Raw genomic sequence first — 20912 nt, 5'->3', positions numbered from 1 at the left:
GGACGCGGGGTGGAGCAGCTTGGTAGCTCGTCGGGCTCATAACCCGAAGGTCGTTGGTTCAAATCCAGCCCCCGCAACCACTTTCCTGAAAATAGACTATTCTTAAATGCGAATGTTTGTTTTCTTACTGAGGCAAATTTATAGAGCCTCGGTAATCAGGGTCCAGTAATAAAAAACCCCGTAATTCGGGGTTTTTTATTATCTGAAACATGACCATTCAGGTATCTACTGGGCTTTATGCCCTTTTTTTGTTTCCAGGGGGGTTGTTTTGACAGCTTTAGAGACACAATTAACCGAAATGCTTGAGCCATCAGTATTAGCTTTAGGCTATGAACTGGTAGGTTTAGAGTTCATTCGTGCTGGTGAGCACTCCACACTTCGCGTATTTATTGACCATGAAAATGGTATCAATGTTGATGATTGCGCTGAAGTTAGTCGCCAAATTAGTGCAGTAATGGACGTTGAAGATCCAATTACTGTTGCTTATAACTTGGAAGTATCTTCCCCTGGATTGGAAAGACCACTATTCAAAGCAGCACATTATCAACAGTTTGTTGGCCACGAAGCTAACATAGTGTTAAAAATGGCGATGGGTAACCGTCGTAAGTGGAAAGGTGACATTGTCGCAGTTGAAGGCGAATTGATCACACTTAAAGTAGATGGCAATGAAGAGTCCTTTGCACTGAGCAATATCTCTAAGGCCAACCTGGTTCCAAAATTCTAACCGCTAAATTGGGGCATTAGAAATGAACAAAGAAATTTTGGCTGTCGTAGAAGCGGTATCCAACGAAAAAGCTGTTCCTCGTGAGCGTATTTTTGAAGCATTAGAAATCGCACTTGCAACAGCAACTAAAAAGAAACATGAAGCAGAAATTGATGTACGTGTTGCAATTGATCGTAAAACGGGTGAGTTTGAAACTTTCCGTCGCTGGAAAGCGGTAGAAGAAGTAACTCAACCAACGCTTGAGATCACTCTTGAAGCGGCACAGTTTGAAGATTCGACAATTGTTGCTGGCGATTACGTTGAAGATGATATTGAATCTGTAACGTTTGACCGTATTACGACACAAACTGCAAAACAAGTTATCGTACAAAAAGTACGTGAAGCTGAACGTGCTCAAATTGTTGAGCAATTTATCGATAATGAAGGTGAGTTAATCACTGGTATCGTTAAAAAAGTAAACCGTGATGCGGTTATTATCGATCTAGGTAATAATGCTGAAGCTGTTATCCAACGTGATGATCAGCTTCCACGTGAAAACTTCCGTCCGGGTGACCGTGTACGTGGTCTGCTATACAAAGTTGCGCCAGAAGCGCGCGGCTTCCAGTTATTCATGACACGTTCTAAGCCAGAAATGCTTTCTGAGCTATTCCGTATTGAAGTGCCAGAAATGGGCGAAGAGCTTATTGAACTAATGGGCGCTGCACGCGATCCTGGTTCTCGTGCAAAAATCGCAGTAAAAACTAACGATAAGCGTATTGACCCTGTGGGTGCGTGTGTTGGTATGCGTGGTGCACGTGTTCAAGCGGTTTCTGGTGAGCTTGGCGGCGAGCGTATTGATATCGTGCTTTGGGATGAGAATCCAGCGCAATACGTGATCAATGCTATGGCTCCTGCTGAAGTTGATTCAATTATTGTTGATGAAGATAACCATACGATGGATATCGCAGTGCAGAAAGATAATCTAGCACAAGCGATTGGTCGCAGTGGTCAGAACGTACGTCTAGCCTCTCAACTTACTGGTTGGGAACTAAACGTAATGACGGTTGAAGATCTTCAGAAGAAACACCAAGAAGAAGCGAAAGAGTCAATTGAAGTGTTTACTAAGCACCTAGATATTGATGAAGAGTTCGCAACGGTATTGGTTGAAGAAGGTTTCACTACATTAGAAGAAATTGCTTACGTTCCAGTAAGTGAGCTAATGGATGTTGATGGTCTTGATGAAGAGACTATCGATCAACTACGTAGTCGTGCAAAAGCTGCATTAACTACGCTTGCGCTTGCTAAAGAAGAAACGCTTGACGGTGCTGAGCCAGCTGAAGACTTACTAGGTCTTGAAGGTTTAGAGCGTGAATTGGCGTTCAAATTTGCAGCGAAAGGTATTTGTACGCTTGAAGATCTTGCTGATCAGGGAACTGATGACTTGACCGACATTGAAGGCGTGGACGATGCAAAAGCGGGTGAGCTAATTATGGCTGCGCGTAATATTTGCTGGTTCAGTGACGAAGCGTAATAAAAAATAAAGCAAGGGAGGAGCATTATGTCAGAGGTTACCGTTAAAACATTGGCGGAAGAAATTGGTACGCCAATTGACCGTTTACTTCAACAGCTCTCAGAGGCAGGTATTGCTAAGAAAGCTGATGAAAATGTAAGCCAAACCGAAAAGCAGGCGTTACTTAACCATCTCCAAAAAGAGCATGGAGGTAACAGCAATACTGACGGCGCTCCAAATCGTCTTACTTTGCAACGCAAGACACGCAGTACGCTTAGTGTGTCTGGTAGCGGCGGCAAGAACAAAAATGTTCAAGTAGAAGTGCGTAAAAAACGTACTTACGTAAAACGTTCAGCTTTGGAAGAGGAACAACGCGCAGCGGAAGAAGCTGTGAAGCGTGAAGCCGAAGAAGCCGCAAAACGTGAAGCGGATGCTATTGCCAAAAAAGCAGCTGAAGAAGCTGCAAAACGTGAAGCTGAAGAAGCAGCTAAGCGTGCCAAAGAAGAGCAGAGTAAAGCAGAAGAATCTGCAAAACGAGAAGCGGAAGAAAAAGCAAAGCGAGACGCAGAGGAAAAGGCGAATCGTACCAAACAGGATAAGCGTAAAGCTGAAGAGAAAGCTTTACGCGCTGTTGCTGACAAACAGGCTAAACTAGATGCTGAGGCACTACAGCGTCGTCTGGAAGAGGAAGCCAAGCGAAAAGCCGAAGAAGAAAGTCAGCGCCAGCTAGAAGAGGCTCGCAAGATGGCAGAACAGAATGAAAAGAACGGGGTAAAACCTGATCAAAACGTAAGTATGGAAAAATCTGATTACCATACAACGACATCAACTTACGCACGTGCTGCGGAAGATGAACAAGACCGCAAAGAAGAAACTTCTCGCCGTCGTAAGAAGAAAAAGCCAGCTGCTAAGCAAGATGAGCGCGGTGGCCGTGGTGGCCGTAACCAACGTGGTCGCGGTAAACCTCAAATGAACAAGCCAAGCTCAATGCAACATGGCTTCGACAAAACAGCGCAAGTTGCTAAGCAAGACGTTGTTATTGGCGAAACAATTGTTGTTTCTGAACTTGCTAACAAGATGTCTGTAAAAGGCGTTGAAGTTATCAAGGTGATGATGAAGATGGGCGCTATGGCGACTATCAACCAAGTTATCGACCAAGAAACAGCAGCACTTGTTGCTGAAGAAATGGGTCACAAAGTTGTTCTGCGTAAAGAAAACGAGCTAGAAGAGTCAGTGCTTTCTGATCGTAACGCGGATGACCTAGCAAAAGTTTCTCGTGCTCCTGTTGTAACTATCATGGGTCACGTTGACCACGGTAAAACATCAACACTTGACTACATCCGTAAAGCGCACGTAGCTTCTGGCGAAGCGGGTGGTATTACTCAGCACATCGGTGCATACCACGTTGAAACTGACAACGGCATGATTACTTTCCTTGATACTCCCGGACACGCAGCGTTTACTGCTATGCGTGCTCGTGGTGCTCAAGCGACAGATATCGTTGTACTTGTGGTAGCAGCTGACGATGGTGTGATGCCTCAAACAATCGAAGCAATCCAGCACGCGAAAGCAGCAGGTGTGCCTTTGATCGTCGCGGTAAACAAGATCGATAAAGAAGATGCTAACCCAGATAACGTTAAAAACGAGCTTGCTCAATATGACGTTATTCCTGAGGAGTGGGGCGGTGAGAACATGTTTGTTCACATCTCTGCGAAACAGGGTACTAATATCGATGGCTTACTAGAAGCTATTCTACTTCAGTCAGAAGTACTTGAACTAACAGCAGCTTCTGAAGGTATGGCTAAAGGTGTGGTTGTAGAATCACGTCTAGATAAAGGTCGTGGTCCTGTAGCGACTATCCTTGTTCAAGAAGGTACGCTTCGTAAGGGCGATATTGTTCTTTGTGGTCTAGAGTACGGTCGTGTTCGTGCGATGCGTAACGAACTGGGTCAAGAAATCGAAGAAGCGGGTCCATCTATCCCTGTAGAGATCTTAGGTCTTTCAGGCGTACCAGCATCTGGTGATGAAGCGACAGTTGTACGTGACGAGCGTAAAGCACGTGAAGTTGCACTTTACCGTCAAGGTAAATTCCGTGATGTTAAACTAGCTCGCCAGCAGAAAGCGAAACTTGAGAACATGTTCTCTAACATGGCTGCAGGTGAAGTTGCAGAGCTTAACGTTGTACTTAAGGCTGACGTTCAAGGTTCTGTAGAAGCTATCGCAGATTCTCTACGTAAACTTTCAACTGATGAAGTTAAAGTGAACATCGTCGGTTCTGGTGTTGGTGGTATTACTGAAACTGATGCAGTACTTGCAGCAGCTTCTAACGCTATCATGCTTGGCTTCAATGTTCGTGCTGATGCGTCTGCGCGCCGTACTATCGAAAATGAAAACCTAGACTTACGTTACTACTCAATCATTTATCAGTTAATTGACGAAGTTAAAGCGGCAATGGGCGGTATGCTTGCTCCAGAATTTAAGCAAGAGATCATTGGTCTTGCTGAAGTTCGTGACGTATTTAAGTCACCTAAGATCGGCGCAATCGCTGGTTGTTTGGTAACTGAAGGTACTATCAAGCGTAATAATCCTATCCGTGTTCTACGTGATAACGTAGTAATCTACGAAGGTGAGCTTGAGTCGCTACGTCGCTTTAAAGATGACGTTAATGAAGTTAAGAACGGCTACGAATGTGGTATCGGCGTTAAGAACTACAATGATGTTCGCGTTGGTGACCAGATCGAAGTTTACGAAATTGTTGAAATTCAGCGTACTCTTGATTAATTATCAACGTCGCTAACTGATTCAATAATATGATTATGGGGAGCTTCGGCTCCCCATTCTTTCAAGAGCCCTATTCTTAGAGAGAGCAACAAAATGGCAAAAGAATTTAGCCGTACCCAACGTGTAGCACAGCAGCTACAAAAAGAATTAGCATTAATCCTACAGCGCGAATTAAAAGAGCCTCGTCTAGCAATGACTACTATCTCTAGCGTAGACGTATCTCGTGACATGGGTTACGCAAAGGTATACATCACGTTCCTAACGATTGGTGATCAAACGGAAGAAGAAAGCCTAGCTATTCTTCGTGAAAAAGCACCATACATTCGTTCCCTATTGGGTAAGCAAATTCGCCTGCGTGTAACCCCTGAGCTGAACTTTATTTTTGATCAGTCTCTAACAGAAGGTATGCGTATTTCAAACCTAGTATCGAAAGCGGTACGTGACGATGAAGATCGTCGTGGTGATGAAGACGAAGAGAAAGGCGAGGAGTAAGCATGGCACGTCGTCGTAAAGGTCGCCCAATTAATGGTGTCATTTTAGTTGATAAGCCTACGGGAATTAGTTCAAACGATACCTTACAGAAAGTAAAACGTATCTTTTTTGCTCAAAAAGCGGGCCATACTGGTGCGCTTGATCCTTTGGCGACGGGTATGCTGCCCATCTGTTTTGGTGAAGCAACAAAGTTCTCTCAGTTCTTGTTAGATTCTGATAAACGCTATCGTGTGATCGCAAAGCTGGGCGAACGTACAGATACTTCTGATTCTGATGGTGAAGTGGTAGAAACACGTGATGTAAACGTTAATCGTGAGCAACTTGAAGCGTGTATTGATAAGTTCCGCGGTACAACTGATCAGATCCCATCGATGTATTCTGCGCTGAAGTACAAAGGGCGTAAATTATACGAATATGCACGTGAAGGCGTCGAGGTTCCTCGTGAATCGCGAAAAATCACTGTTTATTCTGTTGATTTACTGCGTTTTGATAATAATGAAGTTGAAATGGAGCTTCATGTATCAAAAGGCACTTATATTCGTACTATTGTTGATGATCTTGGCGAAATGCTAGGTTGTGGTGCTCACGTTATCATGTTACGTCGTACAGGGGTTTCTAACTTCCCGTATGAGCGAATGGTTACTATTGAGCAGTTACAAGCGATGCTTGATGATGCAAAAGCCAATGAGATAGAGACAGGCTCTGTGCTGGATGCGTTATTGTTACCAACCGACACCGCAGTGCAAGATTTGCCTGAAGTGAATATCAGTGCTGAGGTTGCGGTGCATGTGCTTAATGGTAATCCAGTACATGCTGACAATGTTCCTGCAAAAGGGACATTAGTACGTATTTCTGTCGGCTCTGAGCGTGAGTTTATTGGTGTGGGCACTATCGATCTTAAAGGTATGCTAGCGCCAAAACGCGTTATGGCGAATGAACATCAGCAAGATTAATCGACAATTGTAGAATTATTCACTGCTTTGTTTTTAATGAATGCAATGAAGATTTCTATTTATTGTTTATTATTGTCGTGGTTACTAATTATTCGCTTGTAGTTATCTATATCGATCAGTATAATCCGCGGCTTGGGTGCCGGCTGAATCAGAGATTGGCGGCACAAATTAAAACATCTTTGTATTAGGAATGAGTTATGTCTCTGAATGCAGAAACTAAAGCAGCAATCGTTGCAGAATACGCACAATGTGAAAATGATACTGGTTCTCCTGAAGTTCAGGTTGCACTTTTAACAGCGCAAATCAACCACCTTCAAGGTCACTTTGCTAACCACAAACACGACCACCACAGCCGTCGCGGTCTGCTACGTATGGTTTCTCGTCGTCGTAAACTTCTAGATTACCTAAAAGGTAAGAACCTAGATCGTTACCAAGACCTAATCAAGCGTCTAGGCCTACGTCGCTAAGATTGCTTTTAGAAAGGAGCCTCATGGCTCCTTTCTTTTTGTTTTAAAAAAGATAATACATACCGCAGTTTATATTTTTCCTTCTGTTATTTTCCTCAATTTCGTCTACTATCTGTACCGAAGTTAATCTTATGTTTGTTGTATGCATGCTAAGGCAGGAATATGATGGATAAAAAGAGATGCTGTAGTTAATCCCATTTTTATGTATCACGAGTCGTTTTCGTCGACCTTTAGGTCGCGGCTAATAAAATACCTCATCATGATGAGATATTTCCTTAGTCGCGATACGTGAAATTACATGAAAGTGAATATCATCACATGACGCTGTTGTTTGTCTTAGTTATAATTAGCAGGCAAATAGAAAGCGGAATATATTTAAGGAAATTCACGTGAATCCTATCGTAAAGACTTTCCAGTACGGTAACCACACGGTTACTCTAGAAACTGGTGTTATGGCACGTCAAGCGACTGCTGCAGTAATGATTAGCATGGACGACACTTCTGTGTTCGTTTCTGTTGTTGGTAAAAAAACAGCAGTAGAAGGTCAAGACTTCTTCCCACTAACAGTGAACTACCAAGAGCGTACTTACGCTGCAGGTAAAATCCCTGGTGGTTTCTTCAAGCGCGAAGGTCGCCCTTCTGAAGGAGAAACTCTAACTGCACGTCTAATTGACCGTCCAATCCGCCCACTATTCCCTGACGATTTCAAAAACGAAGTTCAAGTTATCGCTACTGTGGTTTCTGTTAACCCTGCAGTAAGCCCTGACATTGTAACTATGATCGGTACATCTGCAGCACTGGCTATTTCTGGTATTCCATTTAATGGTCCTATCGGTGCAGCACGTGTTGGTTACATCAACGATCAATTCGTACTTAACCCAAGCAATGTTGAGCTAGAAGAAAGCCGTCTAGATCTTGTTGTTGCTGGTACGAAAGATGCTGTACTAATGGTTGAGTCAGAAGCTGACCGTCTATCTGAAGAGCAAATGCTACAAGCGGTTGTATTTGGCCATGACCAACAACAAGTTGCTATCAATGCAATCAACGAGTTTGCTGCTGAAGTAGCAACGCCAGCTTGGGATTGGGTTGCTCCTCAAGAGAATACTGCACTTAAAAATAAGATCGCAGAACTTGCCGAAGCTAAGCTTGTTGATGCTTACCAAATCACTGAGAAAATGGCTCGTTACGACCGCATTCATGAGATTGCTGGTGAAGTTAACGACGCAATTCTTGCTGAAGATGCAGAAGCAAATACAAAAGAAATCCACACTATCTTCCACGATCTAGAGAAGACAGTTGTACGTGGTCGCATCATTGCGGGGAACCCACGTATCGATGGTCGTGAAAAAGACATGGTTCGTGCGTTAGACGTACGTACTGGTGTGCTTCCACGTACTCACGGTTCTTCACTATTTACTCGTGGTGAAACTCAGGCACTTGTTACTGCAACACTGGGTACACAACGTGACGCACAGATCATTGATGGTCTAACAGGTGAGACGAAAGATCACTTCCTTCTACACTACAACTTCCCTCCATACTGTGTTGGTGAGACGGGTTTTGTAGGTTCGCCTAAGCGTCGTGAAATTGGTCACGGTAAACTGGCTAAGCGTGGTATTGCTGCTGTAATGCCATCTGTAGATGAATTCCCATACACAGTACGTGTAGTATCAGAAATCACTGAATCTAACGGTTCATCTTCAATGGCTTCTGTATGTGGTACGTCTCTTGCTCTTATGGACGCTGGTGTGCCAATTAAAGCGTCTGTTGCGGGTATCGCAATGGGTCTTGTTAAAGAAGGCGACGATTTCGTTGTTCTTTCTGACATCCTTGGTGATGAAGATCACCTAGGTGATATGGACTTTAAAGTAGCAGGTACTGATGACGGTATTACTGCACTTCAAATGGATATCAAGATCGAAGGTATCACTAAAGAGATCATGCAGATTGCTCTTAACCAAGCTAAAGGCGCGCGTAAGCACATCCTTAGCGTAATGGATAACGCAATCAATACTCCACGTGAAGATATCTCTGAGTTCGCTCCTCGTATCCACACAATGAAGATCAACCCAGAGAAGATCAAAGATGTTATCGGTAAAGGTGGTGCTGTTATTCGTGCACTTACTGAAGAAACTGGTACTACAATCGAGATCGAAGACGATGGTACAGTGAAGATTGCTGCGACTGAAGGTACTGCCGCGAAAGAAGCAATCCGTCGTATCGAAGAAATCACAGCTGACGTTGAAGTAGGTCGTATCTACACAGGTAAAGTAATGCGTATCGTTGATTTCGGTGCGTTTGTATCTGTGATTGGTACTAAAGAAGGTCTAGTACACATTTCTCAAATCTCACAAGATCGTGTAGAGAAAGTGTCTGATTACCTACAAATGGGTCAAGAAGTTCAAGTTAAAGTGCTAGAAATCGACCGTCAAGGCCGTATCCGTCTAAGCATGAAAGAAGCTGTTGAAACACCAGCAGCTGAAGCGCCAGCTCAAAACGAACAGCCTCAAGGCTAAGTTTTTTGCTAAAAGCATGATATAAAGGGGCTATCTAGCCCCTTTTTGTTATCTAAAAAACATCATGCAGTGTTCTATGATGTAGAGTAATACAATAGGACCGTGATTATTAAGCCTTAGGGAGAAGTGCTTTGATAGCAACTCGCTTTACATTTGCCGTTATGACTGTAGCGATGATGCTAACAGGCTGTTCGGCTATGCCAACCAAGTGGACCCATCCACCGATGGCTATTCCATTCCAACCAACGTTACAGCAGCAAATTCAATTAGCTCGCATTGATCAAATTTTGCAGCGAGACGATATTCCACAGGCAACATTAGCGAAAATATATTACGAGCGTGGGCTAGTTAATGACAGCTTAGGACTGCGTGATTTAGCGCGATTAGATTTTAATAAATCCCTCACTTTAGAACCAAATCAACCCGATTTATATAATGTTTTAGGGGTCTATTTTACCCAAATGGCACATTTTGATGCGGCTTATGAAGCGTTTGATTCTACCTTAGAGTTAGCACCTAACCATCTTTATGCTCAACGTAATCGCGGTATTGCCTTGTATTACGGTGAGCGCTATGAATTAGCGAATCAAGATCTATTACCTCATTACGAACAAGATCATAATGATCCGTATCGCGTGATCTGGCTATACCTAAATGATGTTGAATTAACCCCAGATAAGGCTCAAGCTCAATTAAAACAGCGTTATGATGCCAGTGATAAAAAAGCGTGGGGATGGCAGTTGGTACGTTTGTTTTTAGGACAAATTACAGAGCGGCAGTTACTCAGTGATATTGCAGAGCAGAGCGAAAATAACGATCAACTTGCAGAGCATTTAACAGAAGCGTATTTTTATCTAGGTAAGCTACATCAAAACAATCAGGATTATTCTACCGCGGTAATGCTCTATAAATTGGCGTTAGCAGGTAATGTGTATGAGTTTATTGAACACCGATTGTCGCTCCTTGAGCTCAGTCGATTATACTCTGCGTATCAAGATCAATCCCCTGATACACAAAATGAAGAAACCGTCCCAGTAGTCCCTGGGGGATAAAAGAAAAGCCGCATTAGCGGCTTTTTTTGTATTTAAGCAATTATTCGCTGATGTTCAATCCAGCCAAGCTATGCCAATAACCATTACATTGATGACTATTCTCTAGGTGATGACGAGTTGCACTTTGTTCATTAGCACGGAAATCATCAACCAAAGATAATGTATCAAGGCCAAGTGGGCTCAAACGCACGACATCAACAATATCTGCCATACCTTTAAGATCGTTTATCAGGTTATAGCAGTAGCCTGATTGGGTCTGAATACCATTTAGAGTAAAGACTTTTTGATTTTCTTGGCTATTTACCGTGATCCCTTGTGGGTACTTAATACAGCAGGTTTCACAGTCATCTTTGGCGCGATTCTCTGCGCGAGCAGTAAAGCAACGGGCAGAATACGCTAACGGTAGATAGCCATAGCTAAACACTTCCGTTTCAAATTTATTCCGAATGCCAAGTTTTTCACACTCGATTAAGGTGTTATTTAACCATTCACGCGATAACTCAACTGGCATACACCAACGGGTCATACCTTGTTTTAAAAACAGGTTTAATGTTTGGGCGTTATAACAGTTAACTGCAGGGCCAACGACAAAAGGGATTTTTGCTTCAGAGGCTAATTGAATCGCAGAAACGTCGTTAGCTTCAATGATAAAATCACCGTTATCGATGTATTTTTTCATGATGTTCACTTCGCTTGGCGCTTCGAGTAGAGCCATGGTCGATAACACCACTTGTTTTCCACTATCGGCAATATCTTTTGCGATATCTAACCATTGTGCAGGCTTTAGCTCACGACGCTTTGAACACACACTTTCGCCTAAATAAATGATATCAACATTACTGCTTTTTGCTTGTTGGTAAAACGCTTCAACATCATTTTTAGGCCAGAAGTAAAGTAATGGGCCAAGAGAATATTTCATGGTTTGGCTCCTATTGCCATTTACGGTGATAAGCACCGAGAGTCGTTTGTTTACCTTCTGATACATTACCAAGACATGCATTCCAAGCCGGATTTACTTGATAGCCTTCTGGATTAGCTAAATAGTGATCAATCGCTGCACGCCATGTGCGGGTGACCTGTTCAACATAAGCAGGGCTACGCTGACGACCTTCAATTTTTACTGAGGCGATATTGGCCTTAAATAGCTCAGGAAGAATCTCAAGGGTGTTTAGGCTCGTTGGCTCTTCAAGGGCATGATAGCGTTTGTTTTCACCATCGATGTTGATATCAAAGCGACCTTTACACAATGTAGGGTAGCCAGCGTTTTCACCATGGCCATAGCGATCAATGAGTACTTCGTTTAGGCGAGACTCCAAGCCTTGTGGCGTTTCTTGCCAACGGACAAATTTGGCCGGTGAACAAGCGCCTACAGTATTAGGGGATTCACCTGTCATATAAGACGATAAGTAGCAACGTCCTTCTGACATAATACATAGGCTACCAAAAGCAAAGACTTCTAGCTCCATATCCGTATTACGTGCCAGTTGTTTTACTTGGTGGATAGATAAAACGCGTGGTAATACAACGCGTTTTATATTGAAATTTTGTTTATAAAAATCAATCGCCGCAGTGTTAGTTGCTGAAGCTTGTACTGATAGGTGAAGTTCTAAGTCAGGGTACGTTGTTGCGGCATATTCTAGTACTGCAATATCAGCGACAATCAGCGCATCAACCCCCATAGCGGCTGCATTATCTACCGCTTTTGTCCAGCGGTTGAAACCATCGGGATGGGCAAAGGTGTTGAGTGCAACATGTAATTTACGGTCGTGATCTTTTACGTACTGTACGGCTTTTTCGAGTTTACGGCCTGTAAAGTTTAAACCAGCAAAATGGCGGGCGTTAGTATCATCCTTGAAACCGATATAAACGGCATCTGCACCATTATCAATTGCGGTTTTTAAGGCTGGAAGGTTACCAGCGGGGCAGAGAAGCTCCATTATTTTTTATCATCCAGTCTTTGAATAAAATTATGACCTTTGATACTAAAATTCTTTATCTTATGGTGCTTTGATTTTAGGCAGGTTTTCGTTGTTTTTATTAATAAAAAGGAGCGTTATCGCTCCTTTTTTGTGGTTTTTTTGACTCATTTGTTTTGCAATAAAATGGCTTCCAATTCATGCTTTGGCATGGGGCGATAGAAGTGAAAACCTTGGATATAATCACAATTTAAATTAGATAGCAGTGTGGCTTGTTGACGTGTTTCAATCCCTTCGGCGACAACACTCATTTTTAGTGATTTACCTAAGTTGATGATGTTTTCAATCAAGGTTACCTGTTTGGGGATAGTGTCGATATCTTGGATAAACGCGCGATCCACTTTAAGTTCATCTAAGGGAAAACGCGCAAGATAAGAGAGCGATGAATACCCAGTACCAAAGTCATCAATCGACAAAGCAAAGCCTAGTTGCTTAATAGCATTGAGCATTTGGATGGTATGTTCACCATCACTCATTACCGCACTTTCTGTCAGCTCAAAGGTAATATCGGCAGGGTTGATATCTGTTGATAAACGTAATTTATCAACAAAGTTTATTAAGCCAGAATTACCAAACTGTTGCGGCGATAAGTTAATTGCGACTCGTCCTGTTAGCAGTTTACGTTTTTTCCACTGACTGACGGTGCTGAATACTTCACGCATGACCGCGCAGCCTAATTGTTCAATTAAGCCAGAGCTTTCTGCGACAGGAATAAATTGAGCTGGGCTAATATAGCCTTCTACAGGGTGCTTCCAACGCACTAACGCTTCTGCGCCGTCAATTGCAAAGTCACGGGCATTAACTTTTGGTTGATACCAGACTTCAAGACCATTATTTTGCAGTGCTTTTTGTAACTCTATTTCCAGCCATAAACGCATTCGCGCTTCTTTGCTCATGGCATCATTAAATTCAACTAAGCGGTTTCGACCTCGATGTTTCGCTTCATACATGGCGGTATCGGCATTTTGTAGCATCATGCGGGCATCATTACCGTGCCCCGGGGAGGTGACCATTCCAATTGAGCAGGCTAAGTGCTTTCTAAAGTGACGCAGTTCAAACGGTTGATTAACCAGTGCTATGATTTGCTCTGAGATAATCTCGCCAGTGCGTTCATGCTCAGGGTTTGGTAATAGGATCGCAAATTCATCACCGCTTAAATAGCCCAAAATGGCCGTTTCAGGCAGCAATCGACGTAAGCGTTGTGCAATTTCTTGTAGCACTTTATCGCCAATGTGGTGACCAAGTGAATCATTGATATTTTTAAAGTTATCAATATCAATATAAAGCATCACGACAGGCGTTTCTGCTTTCATCAGTTGGTCTAATTGACGAGTAAAACCGTGACGATTGAGCAAACCAGTTAATGGATCCATTTGTACTAGCTGTTCAATTTGCCCTTGCTGGCGCTTATTGTCTTTTTCTTGGATGCTTTCGAGCTTTACCAGTAACGCTTCAGTACCCATTTGTTTAACAGGAGAGATAGTCAGCTTTAAAGGCTTAGTCTGTTCGTTATGAATAATCGGAAAGTAGTTTATGGTCTCTTTATTATCATTATTTTTTAAACGATGACTGGTGCAAGGCTGTTTCTGATTATCTTGCAGGAGTTGATCTAGTGGGCACCCAAGTAATTCTTTTTTTGATTGTAAACCAAGTTGTATTGCGGCTTGATCATTCGCATTAATAATAATGTTATTTTCAACTAAACAAATGCCTTCAGTGATCAAGTTATTCAATTGTGTTAACTGATGTTCTGTCTCTTCTAATGAATGGATTAAGATCTGACGTTCAGAGGTATCAATTGAATGTAGAATAATATGCTGGATAGCGCCGTTGCTATCTAATAATGGAGCAAGACTAAAATGTAGACTTGATTCATGTCGGCTATCGTTAAGCACGACTTCAGCCTCAATACTTTCACCATTAAATGCACGTTCATAGTAAGGTTTAAGGGAGTGATAATAATGTTGACCTAGGACATTGGTGTCGTTATTGCCGAGTAATTCTTCTCGCTCAAGACCACTGATTTCACTAAAGCGATTATTTACCGCGTGATAGTTATGTTGGCGATCAAGGATGGCAAAAAAGAAGGGGCTATTATCCGTCAGCAAAGGAAACCAATAATCTAGTTGCTCTGTTGGCATGTCGTCACCATTCTCCATAATTTGTGCAGATATGTGCATTGCTGAATAGTAGGCAATCGTATTTTTATTTATCTCTGTACTCTAACTCGAATCTACCCAACATAGCGAAAATTATTATCAACTTTGCTGAAACAGAAGCATTTTTTTTGACTCAAGGCATAAAACGAAATAGCGATCTTGCCATACAATCGAAGAATAAGTGCGATTTTAAACAGGAATAAATCATAGTGATTGCTCAACTTCGAAAACAACTAGTTCAACATGGTCCTTCATTACTGCGTGTACCTGCCAAACTGACACCTTTTTCGCTTCAGAAAAAAGTGATGTTGGATGGCTTAGCTATGGTTTTCAAAGAGGCACTAGAGGATGGTGATTTTGAGTTTTTAGAAGATCGTTGGCTTAAAGTTGAAGTGCGTGATTTAGGCTTACAGTGGTTTATAAGTTACGAAGATGAAAAGTTAGTTGTAGCAGAGTCTTGTGAACAAGAAGATGTGAGTTTCAGTGGTGAGTGTAATGATTTAGTACTTATTGCTGCACGTAAGGAAGATCCTGATACACTGTTCTTCCAACGTCGTCTTCGAATTGAAGGTGATACTGAGCTAGGGCTAGAAGTTAAAAACTTGATGGATAGTATCGATCTTGATTCTTTACCTGCTCCTGTGAAATTTATTTTGCAGCAATCTGCCGATTTCATTCATCAAGGTATGCATGATCGCAGTGCTGCCCAAGAGGCCTTAAATGCTCATTAGATCCGAAGCTCCCGCTGATATCTTAACTATTGATACGCTATTAAAAGCTGTATTTCCCACAGATGCTGAAGCTAAACTTGTTATGGCGTTACGCGAAAATGGAAATCGAACTTTATCGCTGGTGGCGTGTAATGATGAAGGTGAAGTGGTGGGGTATGCCTTTTTTAGTCCTGTAACAGTTAATGGTGTTGACACTAATTGGCAAGGCCTTGCGCCTTTAGCGGTTCGTGACGATTACCAAAATCAGGGAATTGCTTTAACGTTGCTTGAAGAAGCTAAAAGTGTACTCGCAGATTTTGACTATCCCGTTATAGTGGCTGTGGGGGATCCTGAATATTATGAAAAAGCGGGTTTTAAAAAAGCCGTTGATCATCAACTAACCGCTACTTTGCCTGATACAGAAAATACGTTTATGGTTTATGAAGTTCTTCCTGAATCTGTCGCACAATATCAAGGTAAGGTTGAATACTGTAACGAATTCAACTCACTATAAATACAGTTCGTACGTATTTAATGCTTTAACATCTTACAATGAAAGCACAGCTATACCACGCTGTGCTTTTTATATTGAAAAATCATTAGTATTGAGAAGTAAGATATCTAATTTCTACATATAGCTAATTACTACATCGTGATAGTTTGTTACTTATATAAATATAATTAGGACTGTCACCGATGATCCCTCGCAGCATCACATCGCCAAAAAAATTCATTATTGGTCAAGATTTACTTTCTCAACTTGATGTTTTTATAAAAGATTTTGGCAATAATGCCTTATTGATTTGTGATGATTTTATTTTAGAACGCGTTCAACAAGAAGCGGTGCCTTGTTTAGAGCTTGCGGGGATCAAGACATATTGCGAGAAATTTCAGTATGAATGTACTGATAATGAAATTGAACGTTTACGTAAGATAGTAACAACACAAAATGCAAATGTTGTTGTTGGTATTGGTGGCGGTAAAACCATGGATGTGGCAAAAGCCGTTGCGCATTATAGCAATGCATCTGTGGTGATCTTCCCAACAATAGCCTCAAGTGATGCACCTTGTACCGCTGTGTCTGTTATTTATAAAGAGAGTGGTGAATTTGATCGTTACTTATTATTACCGCAAAACCCTGATGTGGTATTAGCTGATACTCGTATTATTGCGCAAGCGCCTGAAAAATATTTTGCTGCGGGTATTGGTGATGCGCTAGCGACCTTTTTTGAAACGCGTGCTTGTTGTTATGCTGCAGGACTCAATCTGGTACAAAAACGTGTGTCACGTACCGGACTTGGTATGGCTCTGATGTGTTATGAGCTGATTGTAGATAACGTTGAAATGGCGATGGAAGCCTTACGTCGTCAGGAAGTTACACCGGCGTTAGAAGAGATGGTAGAAGCCATTGTGTATTTAAGTGGTGTAGCGGCAGAATCTGGCGGTATTGCGTGTGCACATGCGATTTGTAATGGCATGTCGTCACTTGAGAAATTTAAACATATTCAACATGGTGAAAAAGTAGCATTTGGCCTATTGGTACAATTGGTACTAGAGAAAGCTGATATTGAAGAAATCGAGAATGTTATTTACGTGATCAAAATGGCAGGGTTACCACTTACATTGGCTGATTTTGGTATTGATGAATGGGTTGAAGATGATTGGCGTCAGATTGTTGATATTGCATGTTCTCCAAGTAACTCAATGAGTAATATGCCTGTTGCTGTGAGTGCAGAGCAAGTATACCAAGCGGTAGTTGCGGCCAATGAATTAGCACAGCGTTATCACGATTAAGTTGATTTTATGTGATAGAAATACCGGCCTTGAGTCGGTATTTTTTTATCTCTGCTTTGAGTAAGACTTTATGAGTACAACCGATACGTAATTTGGTAGGATCTGCGCTCATTGATCCTCATAGCGTGCTCAAGACATGCTGTGATTGATAGAAAAGATAGCAGGTGTGGAATGAAACAACGTGATATTCAGGTTCTACAAGAAATGGGGCTCACTTATTGGCAGGTTAGAAAGCCTGAAATATTTCCCAATCAAGAGATCCCAGTTATCGATTTACCTGAACATTGCAAGTTACTATTGATAACCAATGATGAGCTTAATGAGCATGACGCTTGGCTTTTCGGACGGATCCTGAGCAGTATGAAACTAACGCCAGAACAAGCATTATGTTTACCGCTTGAAGCCGTTGAGCAAGTCGGTGAGCATCACTTAACATGGTGTTGGTTTGCTGGTTGCCAAGGGGCTCACCCGACGGGCTGTCAGGTATTAAATTCCGTATCTTTACACTTAATGCATAATGATCCTTCATCGAAGAAAGTATTATGGCAACAGATCTGTAGTTATGACGTATAAAATTATTCCACTAGACACCCAGCATGTTGATGATGTTTGGCGTATTGAACAAGCGGCTCATGCTTTTCCATGGGCTGAGTCGATGATCCGTAAAGAGCCAAATCGCATTGCAGCAAATTATGTGTTAGTCGTTGATGATCAGGTAGTGGGTTACTGCTTTGGTCAATTAGTGGCGGGTGAAGGAACACTGTTAAATATCGCGATTGATCCTGCTCATCAACGAAAGGGATATGGCAAAGTGTTACTCAATGGCTTTATTGATGCGTTAGAAGCCAAGCAAGCGGAAGAGATTTGGCTAGAAGTCCGTGAAAGCAATACTGGTGCGTATAAACTTTATGAAGCTACAGGCTTTAATGAAACCAATCGTCGTGTTGATTACTACCCAACGGAAAATGGTCGTGAAGATGCCTTGATCATGGCATATATGTTTATGCCTTTTGGCTAAGCATAGAATCCTTGAGTAAGTGATATAAAAAAGCCGAGCGTGATGCTCGGCTTTGTTCTATATAGCTGAGGTGATTAGTGCTCACGCGTTGCACGGAAATCAACTTCAGGGAAACGCTCTTTTGCAAGGTTTAAGTTAACCATCGTTGGGGCAATATAAGAGAGGTTATCGCCACCATCTAGTGCAAGGTTAGATTGGTTTTTACGCTTAAACTCTTCGAGTTTTTTCACGTCATTACACTCAACCCAACGTGCAGTTGCGACGTTAACGCCTTCATAGATCGCTTCAACGTTATATTCAGCTTTAAGACGGGCAACAACCACATCAAACTGAAGTACACCAACCGCACCAACGATCAAATCGTTGTTTTGCAGTGGGCGGAATACCTGTACTGCGCCTTCTTCTGAAAGCTGTACCAGACCTTTTAATAGCTGCTTTTGCTTTAGTGGATCTTTCAGGCGAATACGACGGAACAATTCTGGTGCGAAGTTAGGAATACCAGCGAACTTCAGGTTTTCACCTTGAGTGAAGGTATCACCAATTTGAATCGTACCGTGGTTATGTAGACCGATAATATCACCAGCATAAGCCGTTTCTGCGCGAGAACGATCACCTGCCATAAACGTTACCGCATCAGAGATACTTACATTTTTTCCAGTACGAACATGGTTCATTTTCATACCTTGGGTGTAAGTACCCGATACAATACGCATAAAGGCAATACGGTCACGGTGTTTAGGATCCATGTTTGCTTGGATCTTAAATACGAAGCCAGAAAATTTCTCTTCCGTTGCTTCAACTTCACGCTCATTAGCTTGGCGAGAAAGTGGTGCAGGTGCCCATGCCGTTAGGCCATCAAGCATATGATCAACACCAAAGTTACCCAGTGCTGTACCGAAAAATACAGGTGTTAGCTCACCGGCTAAAAATAGCTCTTCATCAAATTCATTTGATGCGCCCATTACAAGCTCAAGCTCTTCACGAAGTTGTTCGGCAAGCTCTGTACCAACAGCTTCATCAAGCTCTGAGTTTTCTAACCCTTTAATGATGCGTTGATCTTGAATTGTGTGGCCTTGACCTGTGCTGTATAAGATCGTTTCATCACGATGGATATGGTAAACACCTTTGAATTCTTTACCACAACCGATAGGCCATGAAATAGGGGCACAAGCCATACCTAATTCATTTTCCACTTCATCAAGAAGCTCCATTGGATCACGAATATCACGGTCCAATTTGTTCATGAAAGTAACAATCGGTGTATCACGTAGACGTGTAACTTCCATTAACTTACGAGTACGATCCTCGACACCTTTTGCCGCATCGATAACCATTAAACATGAGTCAACAGCGGTTAGGGTACGGTAAGTATCTTCAGAGAAGTCTTCGTGTCCTGGAGTATCAAGAAGGTTTACTAGGCACTCGTTATATGGGAACTGCATTACAGATGTAGTTACCGAGATACCACGTTCTTTTTCCATCTCCATCCAGTCTGACTTGGCGTGTTGGTTTGAACCACGGCCTTTTACTGTACCGGCTTTTTGGATAGCGTTTCCGAATAACAGTACTTTTTCAGTAATGGTGGTCTTACCCGCATCGGGGTGAGAGATGATAGCGAAAGTACGACGTTTTGATACTTCGCCCTGAAACTGAGTTTGCGACATTAGCGTGTTCTTTTTTAATAAAAGTACTCCGTTGCTGCCGTATTACATCAAGCAAAGCAACAGAACAGAATGAATGGAGTGAGTTGCTTCTTATTGTCGCTGATTTTAGCGCGAGACTCAATCTAGGTGTATAAGAATCATTGAGAGTAGGTAGAAATAATCATTAAGCTTATATTGAATAATCACTATCTACGTATTAGTTACTACAGGAATAGTTATGATAGATACCCACTGCCATTTTGATTTTCCACCCTTTAATAATGACCCAAAGCGAGCATTGATGTTGGCGCAAGAGGGAGGGGTGAAAAAGATAGTGATCCCAACAGTAGGGCAATCGAATTGGAGTAAAGTACAGCGTTTATGTCAGCGTTATCCCGCACTTTATTACGGTTTAGGTATTCATCCTTTCTTTAGTGCTGAGCATACGAGTGATGTTTGTCAGCGTTTAAATATCGAGTTGAAAGAGGCTGTTCAACAACCGCATTCAAAATGTGTTGCTGTGGGTGAGTGTGGACTAGATTTTGCCATTGAAATCGTTGATAGAGAATTACAACAAACATGGTTACAAGCACAATTACAGTTAGCGAATATCTATCGACTGCCGATTATTTTGCATTGTCGTAAAGCTTTTCCTGAATTAGTGCGAGCGATAAAAGCGGAAACACCATCTCAAGGTGGGGTTTACCATGGGTTTAGTGGCAGTTATCAGCAAGCGGTTCAATTAATAGATCTAGGTTTAAAAATTGGTGTTGGCGGTACTATTACTTATGAGCGTGCAAAAAAAACGCGAGAGGCTATCGCGAAACTACCCCTTTCTGAGATTGTGCTAGAAACCGATGCGCCAGATATGCCTGTATGTGGTTTCCAAGGTCAGCCGAACAGACCGGAAAGAATTGCTCACATTATGAATGCTATCGCACTTCTTAAAGGAATCAGTATCGAGTCTGTAACTGAAGCGACAACCTTAACTGCACATGAACTTTTTAAAATCCCATCGTGATCTTGGTGCAAAAGGCAACCGATTGCGTAAAACGTTTGCTTTTTGGTTTGGTTAGTTTGTGAGAAAGATCACAGACCAAGAAACTCTTGCATGGTTGTGGCCATAAAACTGTGATGA

18 protein-coding genes and 1 tRNA gene are annotated in these 20912 nt (G+C 42.2%); 15 read left to right on the top strand and 4 right to left on the bottom strand.

Going from position 1 to position 20912, the window contains the following annotated elements:
- Positions 1 to 3 precede the first annotated feature (3 nt).
- From CTN01_RS12750 to nlpI, 9 genes are all read left to right on the top strand, one after another.
- Positions 4 to 80: transfer RNA gene (locus CTN01_RS12750), tRNA-Met, on the top strand.
- A gap of 188 nt (positions 81 to 268) precedes the next feature.
- On the top strand, positions 269 to 724 hold the full coding sequence (gene rimP, locus CTN01_RS12745) for a ribosome maturation factor RimP (protein ID WP_005369547.1): 456 nt from the start codon (positions 269 to 271) through the stop codon (positions 722 to 724).
- Between the two features lie 22 nt (positions 725 to 746).
- Positions 747 to 2234, top strand: a complete 1488-nt coding sequence (gene nusA / locus CTN01_RS12740; protein WP_045149153.1) for a transcription termination factor NusA — start codon at positions 747 to 749, stop codon at positions 2232 to 2234.
- 27 nt (positions 2235 to 2261) lie between these two features.
- Positions 2262 to 4994, top strand: coding sequence for a translation initiation factor IF-2 (gene infB, locus CTN01_RS12735; RefSeq protein WP_045149154.1), 2733 nt, complete (start codon positions 2262 to 2264; stop codon positions 4992 to 4994).
- 93 nt (positions 4995 to 5087) lie between these two features.
- Positions 5088 to 5486, top strand: a complete 399-nt coding sequence (gene rbfA, locus CTN01_RS12730; protein WP_005369541.1) for a 30S ribosome-binding factor RbfA — start codon at positions 5088 to 5090, stop codon at positions 5484 to 5486.
- Between the two features lie 2 nt (positions 5487 to 5488).
- Positions 5489 to 6439 (top strand): tRNA pseudouridine(55) synthase TruB, encoded by a 951-nt coding sequence (gene truB, locus CTN01_RS12725; protein WP_045128378.1) that lies wholly within the window; start codon positions 5489 to 5491, stop codon positions 6437 to 6439.
- Positions 6440 to 6636: 197 nt separating this feature from the next.
- Positions 6637 to 6906: a 30S ribosomal protein S15 gene (gene rpsO / locus CTN01_RS12720; protein ID WP_005369538.1), complete on the top strand. Its 270-nt coding sequence runs from the start codon at positions 6637 to 6639 to the stop codon at positions 6904 to 6906.
- A gap of 389 nt (positions 6907 to 7295) precedes the next feature.
- Positions 7296 to 9422 carry a polyribonucleotide nucleotidyltransferase gene (gene pnp, locus CTN01_RS12715; RefSeq protein WP_045149155.1) on the top strand — a complete coding sequence of 709 codons (2127 nt, stop codon included), beginning with the start codon at positions 7296 to 7298 and terminating at the stop codon, positions 9420 to 9422.
- A 131-nt stretch (positions 9423 to 9553) separates the two neighbouring features.
- Positions 9554 to 10474 (top strand): lipoprotein NlpI, encoded by a 921-nt coding sequence (nlpI, locus tag CTN01_RS12710; RefSeq protein WP_045083757.1) that lies wholly within the window; start codon positions 9554 to 9556, stop codon positions 10472 to 10474.
- Positions 10475 to 10514: 40 nt separating this feature from the next.
- Here nlpI and CTN01_RS12705 read toward each other — a convergent pair whose 3' ends face one another.
- The 3 genes from CTN01_RS12705 to CTN01_RS12695 form a co-directional block, all read right to left on the bottom strand.
- On the bottom strand, positions 10515 to 11393 hold the full coding sequence (locus tag CTN01_RS12705) for a U32 family peptidase (RefSeq protein ID WP_045128379.1): 879 nt from the start codon (positions 11391 to 11393) through the stop codon (positions 10515 to 10517).
- Positions 11394 to 11403: 10 nt separating this feature from the next.
- Complete coding sequence (gene ubiU / locus CTN01_RS12700; protein WP_045130299.1) at positions 11404 to 12411, bottom strand: ubiquinone anaerobic biosynthesis protein UbiU; 1008 nt, start codon at positions 12409 to 12411, stop codon at positions 11404 to 11406.
- 146 nt (positions 12412 to 12557) lie between these two features.
- Entirely contained in the window at positions 12558 to 14591 is a 2034-nt protein-coding gene (locus tag CTN01_RS12695; RefSeq protein ID WP_045149156.1) for a sensor domain-containing protein, read from the bottom strand.
- Between the two features lie 227 nt (positions 14592 to 14818).
- Between CTN01_RS12695 and ubiT the strand changes: the two genes are divergently transcribed.
- The 5 genes from ubiT to rimI all read left to right on the top strand — a co-directional run bounded on the left by ubiT (position 14819) and on the right by rimI (position 18131).
- Positions 14819 to 15340 (top strand): ubiquinone anaerobic biosynthesis accessory factor UbiT, encoded by a 522-nt coding sequence (ubiT, locus tag CTN01_RS12690; RefSeq protein WP_045132398.1) that lies wholly within the window; start codon positions 14819 to 14821, stop codon positions 15338 to 15340.
- The gene (locus CTN01_RS12685; protein ID WP_045149157.1) at positions 15330 to 15833 is read left to right on the top strand and encodes a GNAT family N-acetyltransferase; all 504 of its coding nucleotides are present in this window, start codon (positions 15330 to 15332) and stop codon (positions 15831 to 15833) included. The genes ubiT and CTN01_RS12685 overlap by 11 nt, the downstream gene beginning before the upstream one ends.
- Positions 15834 to 16015: 182 nt before the next feature.
- A complete protein-coding gene (locus CTN01_RS12680) occupies positions 16016 to 17113 on the top strand; it encodes a glycerol dehydrogenase (RefSeq protein ID WP_045149158.1) in 1098 nt (365 codons plus the stop codon).
- Between the two features lie 171 nt (positions 17114 to 17284).
- Positions 17285 to 17686, top strand: a complete 402-nt coding sequence (locus CTN01_RS12675; RefSeq protein ID WP_005369529.1) for a DNA polymerase III subunit psi — start codon at positions 17285 to 17287, stop codon at positions 17684 to 17686.
- The gene (gene rimI, locus CTN01_RS12670) at positions 17676 to 18131 is read left to right on the top strand and encodes a ribosomal protein S18-alanine N-acetyltransferase (protein WP_005369527.1); all 456 of its coding nucleotides are present in this window, start codon (positions 17676 to 17678) and stop codon (positions 18129 to 18131) included. Before CTN01_RS12675 ends, rimI begins: the two co-directional genes overlap by 11 nt.
- Positions 18132 to 18205: 74 nt before the next feature.
- Here the strand turns inward: rimI and prfC are convergent, their stop codons facing one another.
- Complete coding sequence (prfC, locus tag CTN01_RS12665; protein ID WP_045083764.1) at positions 18206 to 19795, bottom strand: peptide chain release factor 3; 1590 nt, start codon at positions 19793 to 19795, stop codon at positions 18206 to 18208.
- 217 nt (positions 19796 to 20012) lie between these two features.
- Between prfC and CTN01_RS12660 the strand changes: the two genes are divergently transcribed.
- On the top strand, positions 20013 to 20795 hold the full coding sequence (locus CTN01_RS12660; protein ID WP_107188460.1) for a TatD family hydrolase: 783 nt from the start codon (positions 20013 to 20015) through the stop codon (positions 20793 to 20795).
- Positions 20796 to 20912: the final 117 nt, after the last annotated feature.

The organism is Photobacterium angustum, assembly GCF_003026365.1.
Lineage (GTDB): Bacteria > Pseudomonadota > Gammaproteobacteria > Enterobacterales > Vibrionaceae > Photobacterium > Photobacterium angustum.
Note: the sequence above shows the minus strand (reverse complement) of the source record. Positions and strands in the feature narration are given on the sequence as shown.

Bases quoted from the DNA above. Each gene is read 5' to 3' on its own strand.
- nusA (WP_045149153.1), top strand. From the start codon at position 747: ATGAACAAAGAAATTTTGGCTGTCGTAGAAGCGGTATCCAACGAAAAA.
- infB (WP_045149154.1), top strand. From the start codon at position 2,262: ATGTCAGAGGTTACCGTTAAAACATTGGCGGAAGAAATTGGTACGCCA.
- rbfA (WP_005369541.1), top strand. From the start codon at position 5,088: ATGGCAAAAGAATTTAGCCGTACCCAACGTGTAGCACAGCAGCTACAA.
- truB (WP_045128378.1), top strand. From the start codon at position 5,489: ATGGCACGTCGTCGTAAAGGTCGCCCAATTAATGGTGTCATTTTAGTT.
- rpsO (WP_005369538.1), top strand. From the start codon at position 6,637: ATGTCTCTGAATGCAGAAACTAAAGCAGCAATCGTTGCAGAATACGCA.
- CTN01_RS12705 (WP_045128379.1), bottom strand. From the start codon at position 11,393: ATGAAATATTCTCTTGGCCCATTACTTTACTTCTGGCCTAAAAATGAT.
- ubiU (WP_045130299.1), bottom strand. From the start codon at position 12,411: ATGGAGCTTCTCTGCCCCGCTGGTAACCTTCCAGCCTTAAAAACCGCA.
- CTN01_RS12695 (WP_045149156.1), bottom strand. From the start codon at position 14,591: ATGCCAACAGAGCAACTAGATTATTGGTTTCCTTTGCTGACGGATAAT.
- CTN01_RS12685 (WP_045149157.1), top strand. From the start codon at position 15,330: ATGCTCATTAGATCCGAAGCTCCCGCTGATATCTTAACTATTGATACG.
- CTN01_RS12680 (WP_045149158.1), top strand. From the start codon at position 16,016: ATGATCCCTCGCAGCATCACATCGCCAAAAAAATTCATTATTGGTCAA.
- CTN01_RS12675 (WP_005369529.1), top strand. From the start codon at position 17,285: ATGAAACAACGTGATATTCAGGTTCTACAAGAAATGGGGCTCACTTAT.
- rimI (WP_005369527.1), top strand. From the start codon at position 17,676: ATGACGTATAAAATTATTCCACTAGACACCCAGCATGTTGATGATGTT.
- prfC (WP_045083764.1), bottom strand. From the start codon at position 19,795: ATGTCGCAAACTCAGTTTCAGGGCGAAGTATCAAAACGTCGTACTTTC.
- CTN01_RS12660 (WP_107188460.1), top strand. From the start codon at position 20,013: ATGATAGATACCCACTGCCATTTTGATTTTCCACCCTTTAATAATGAC.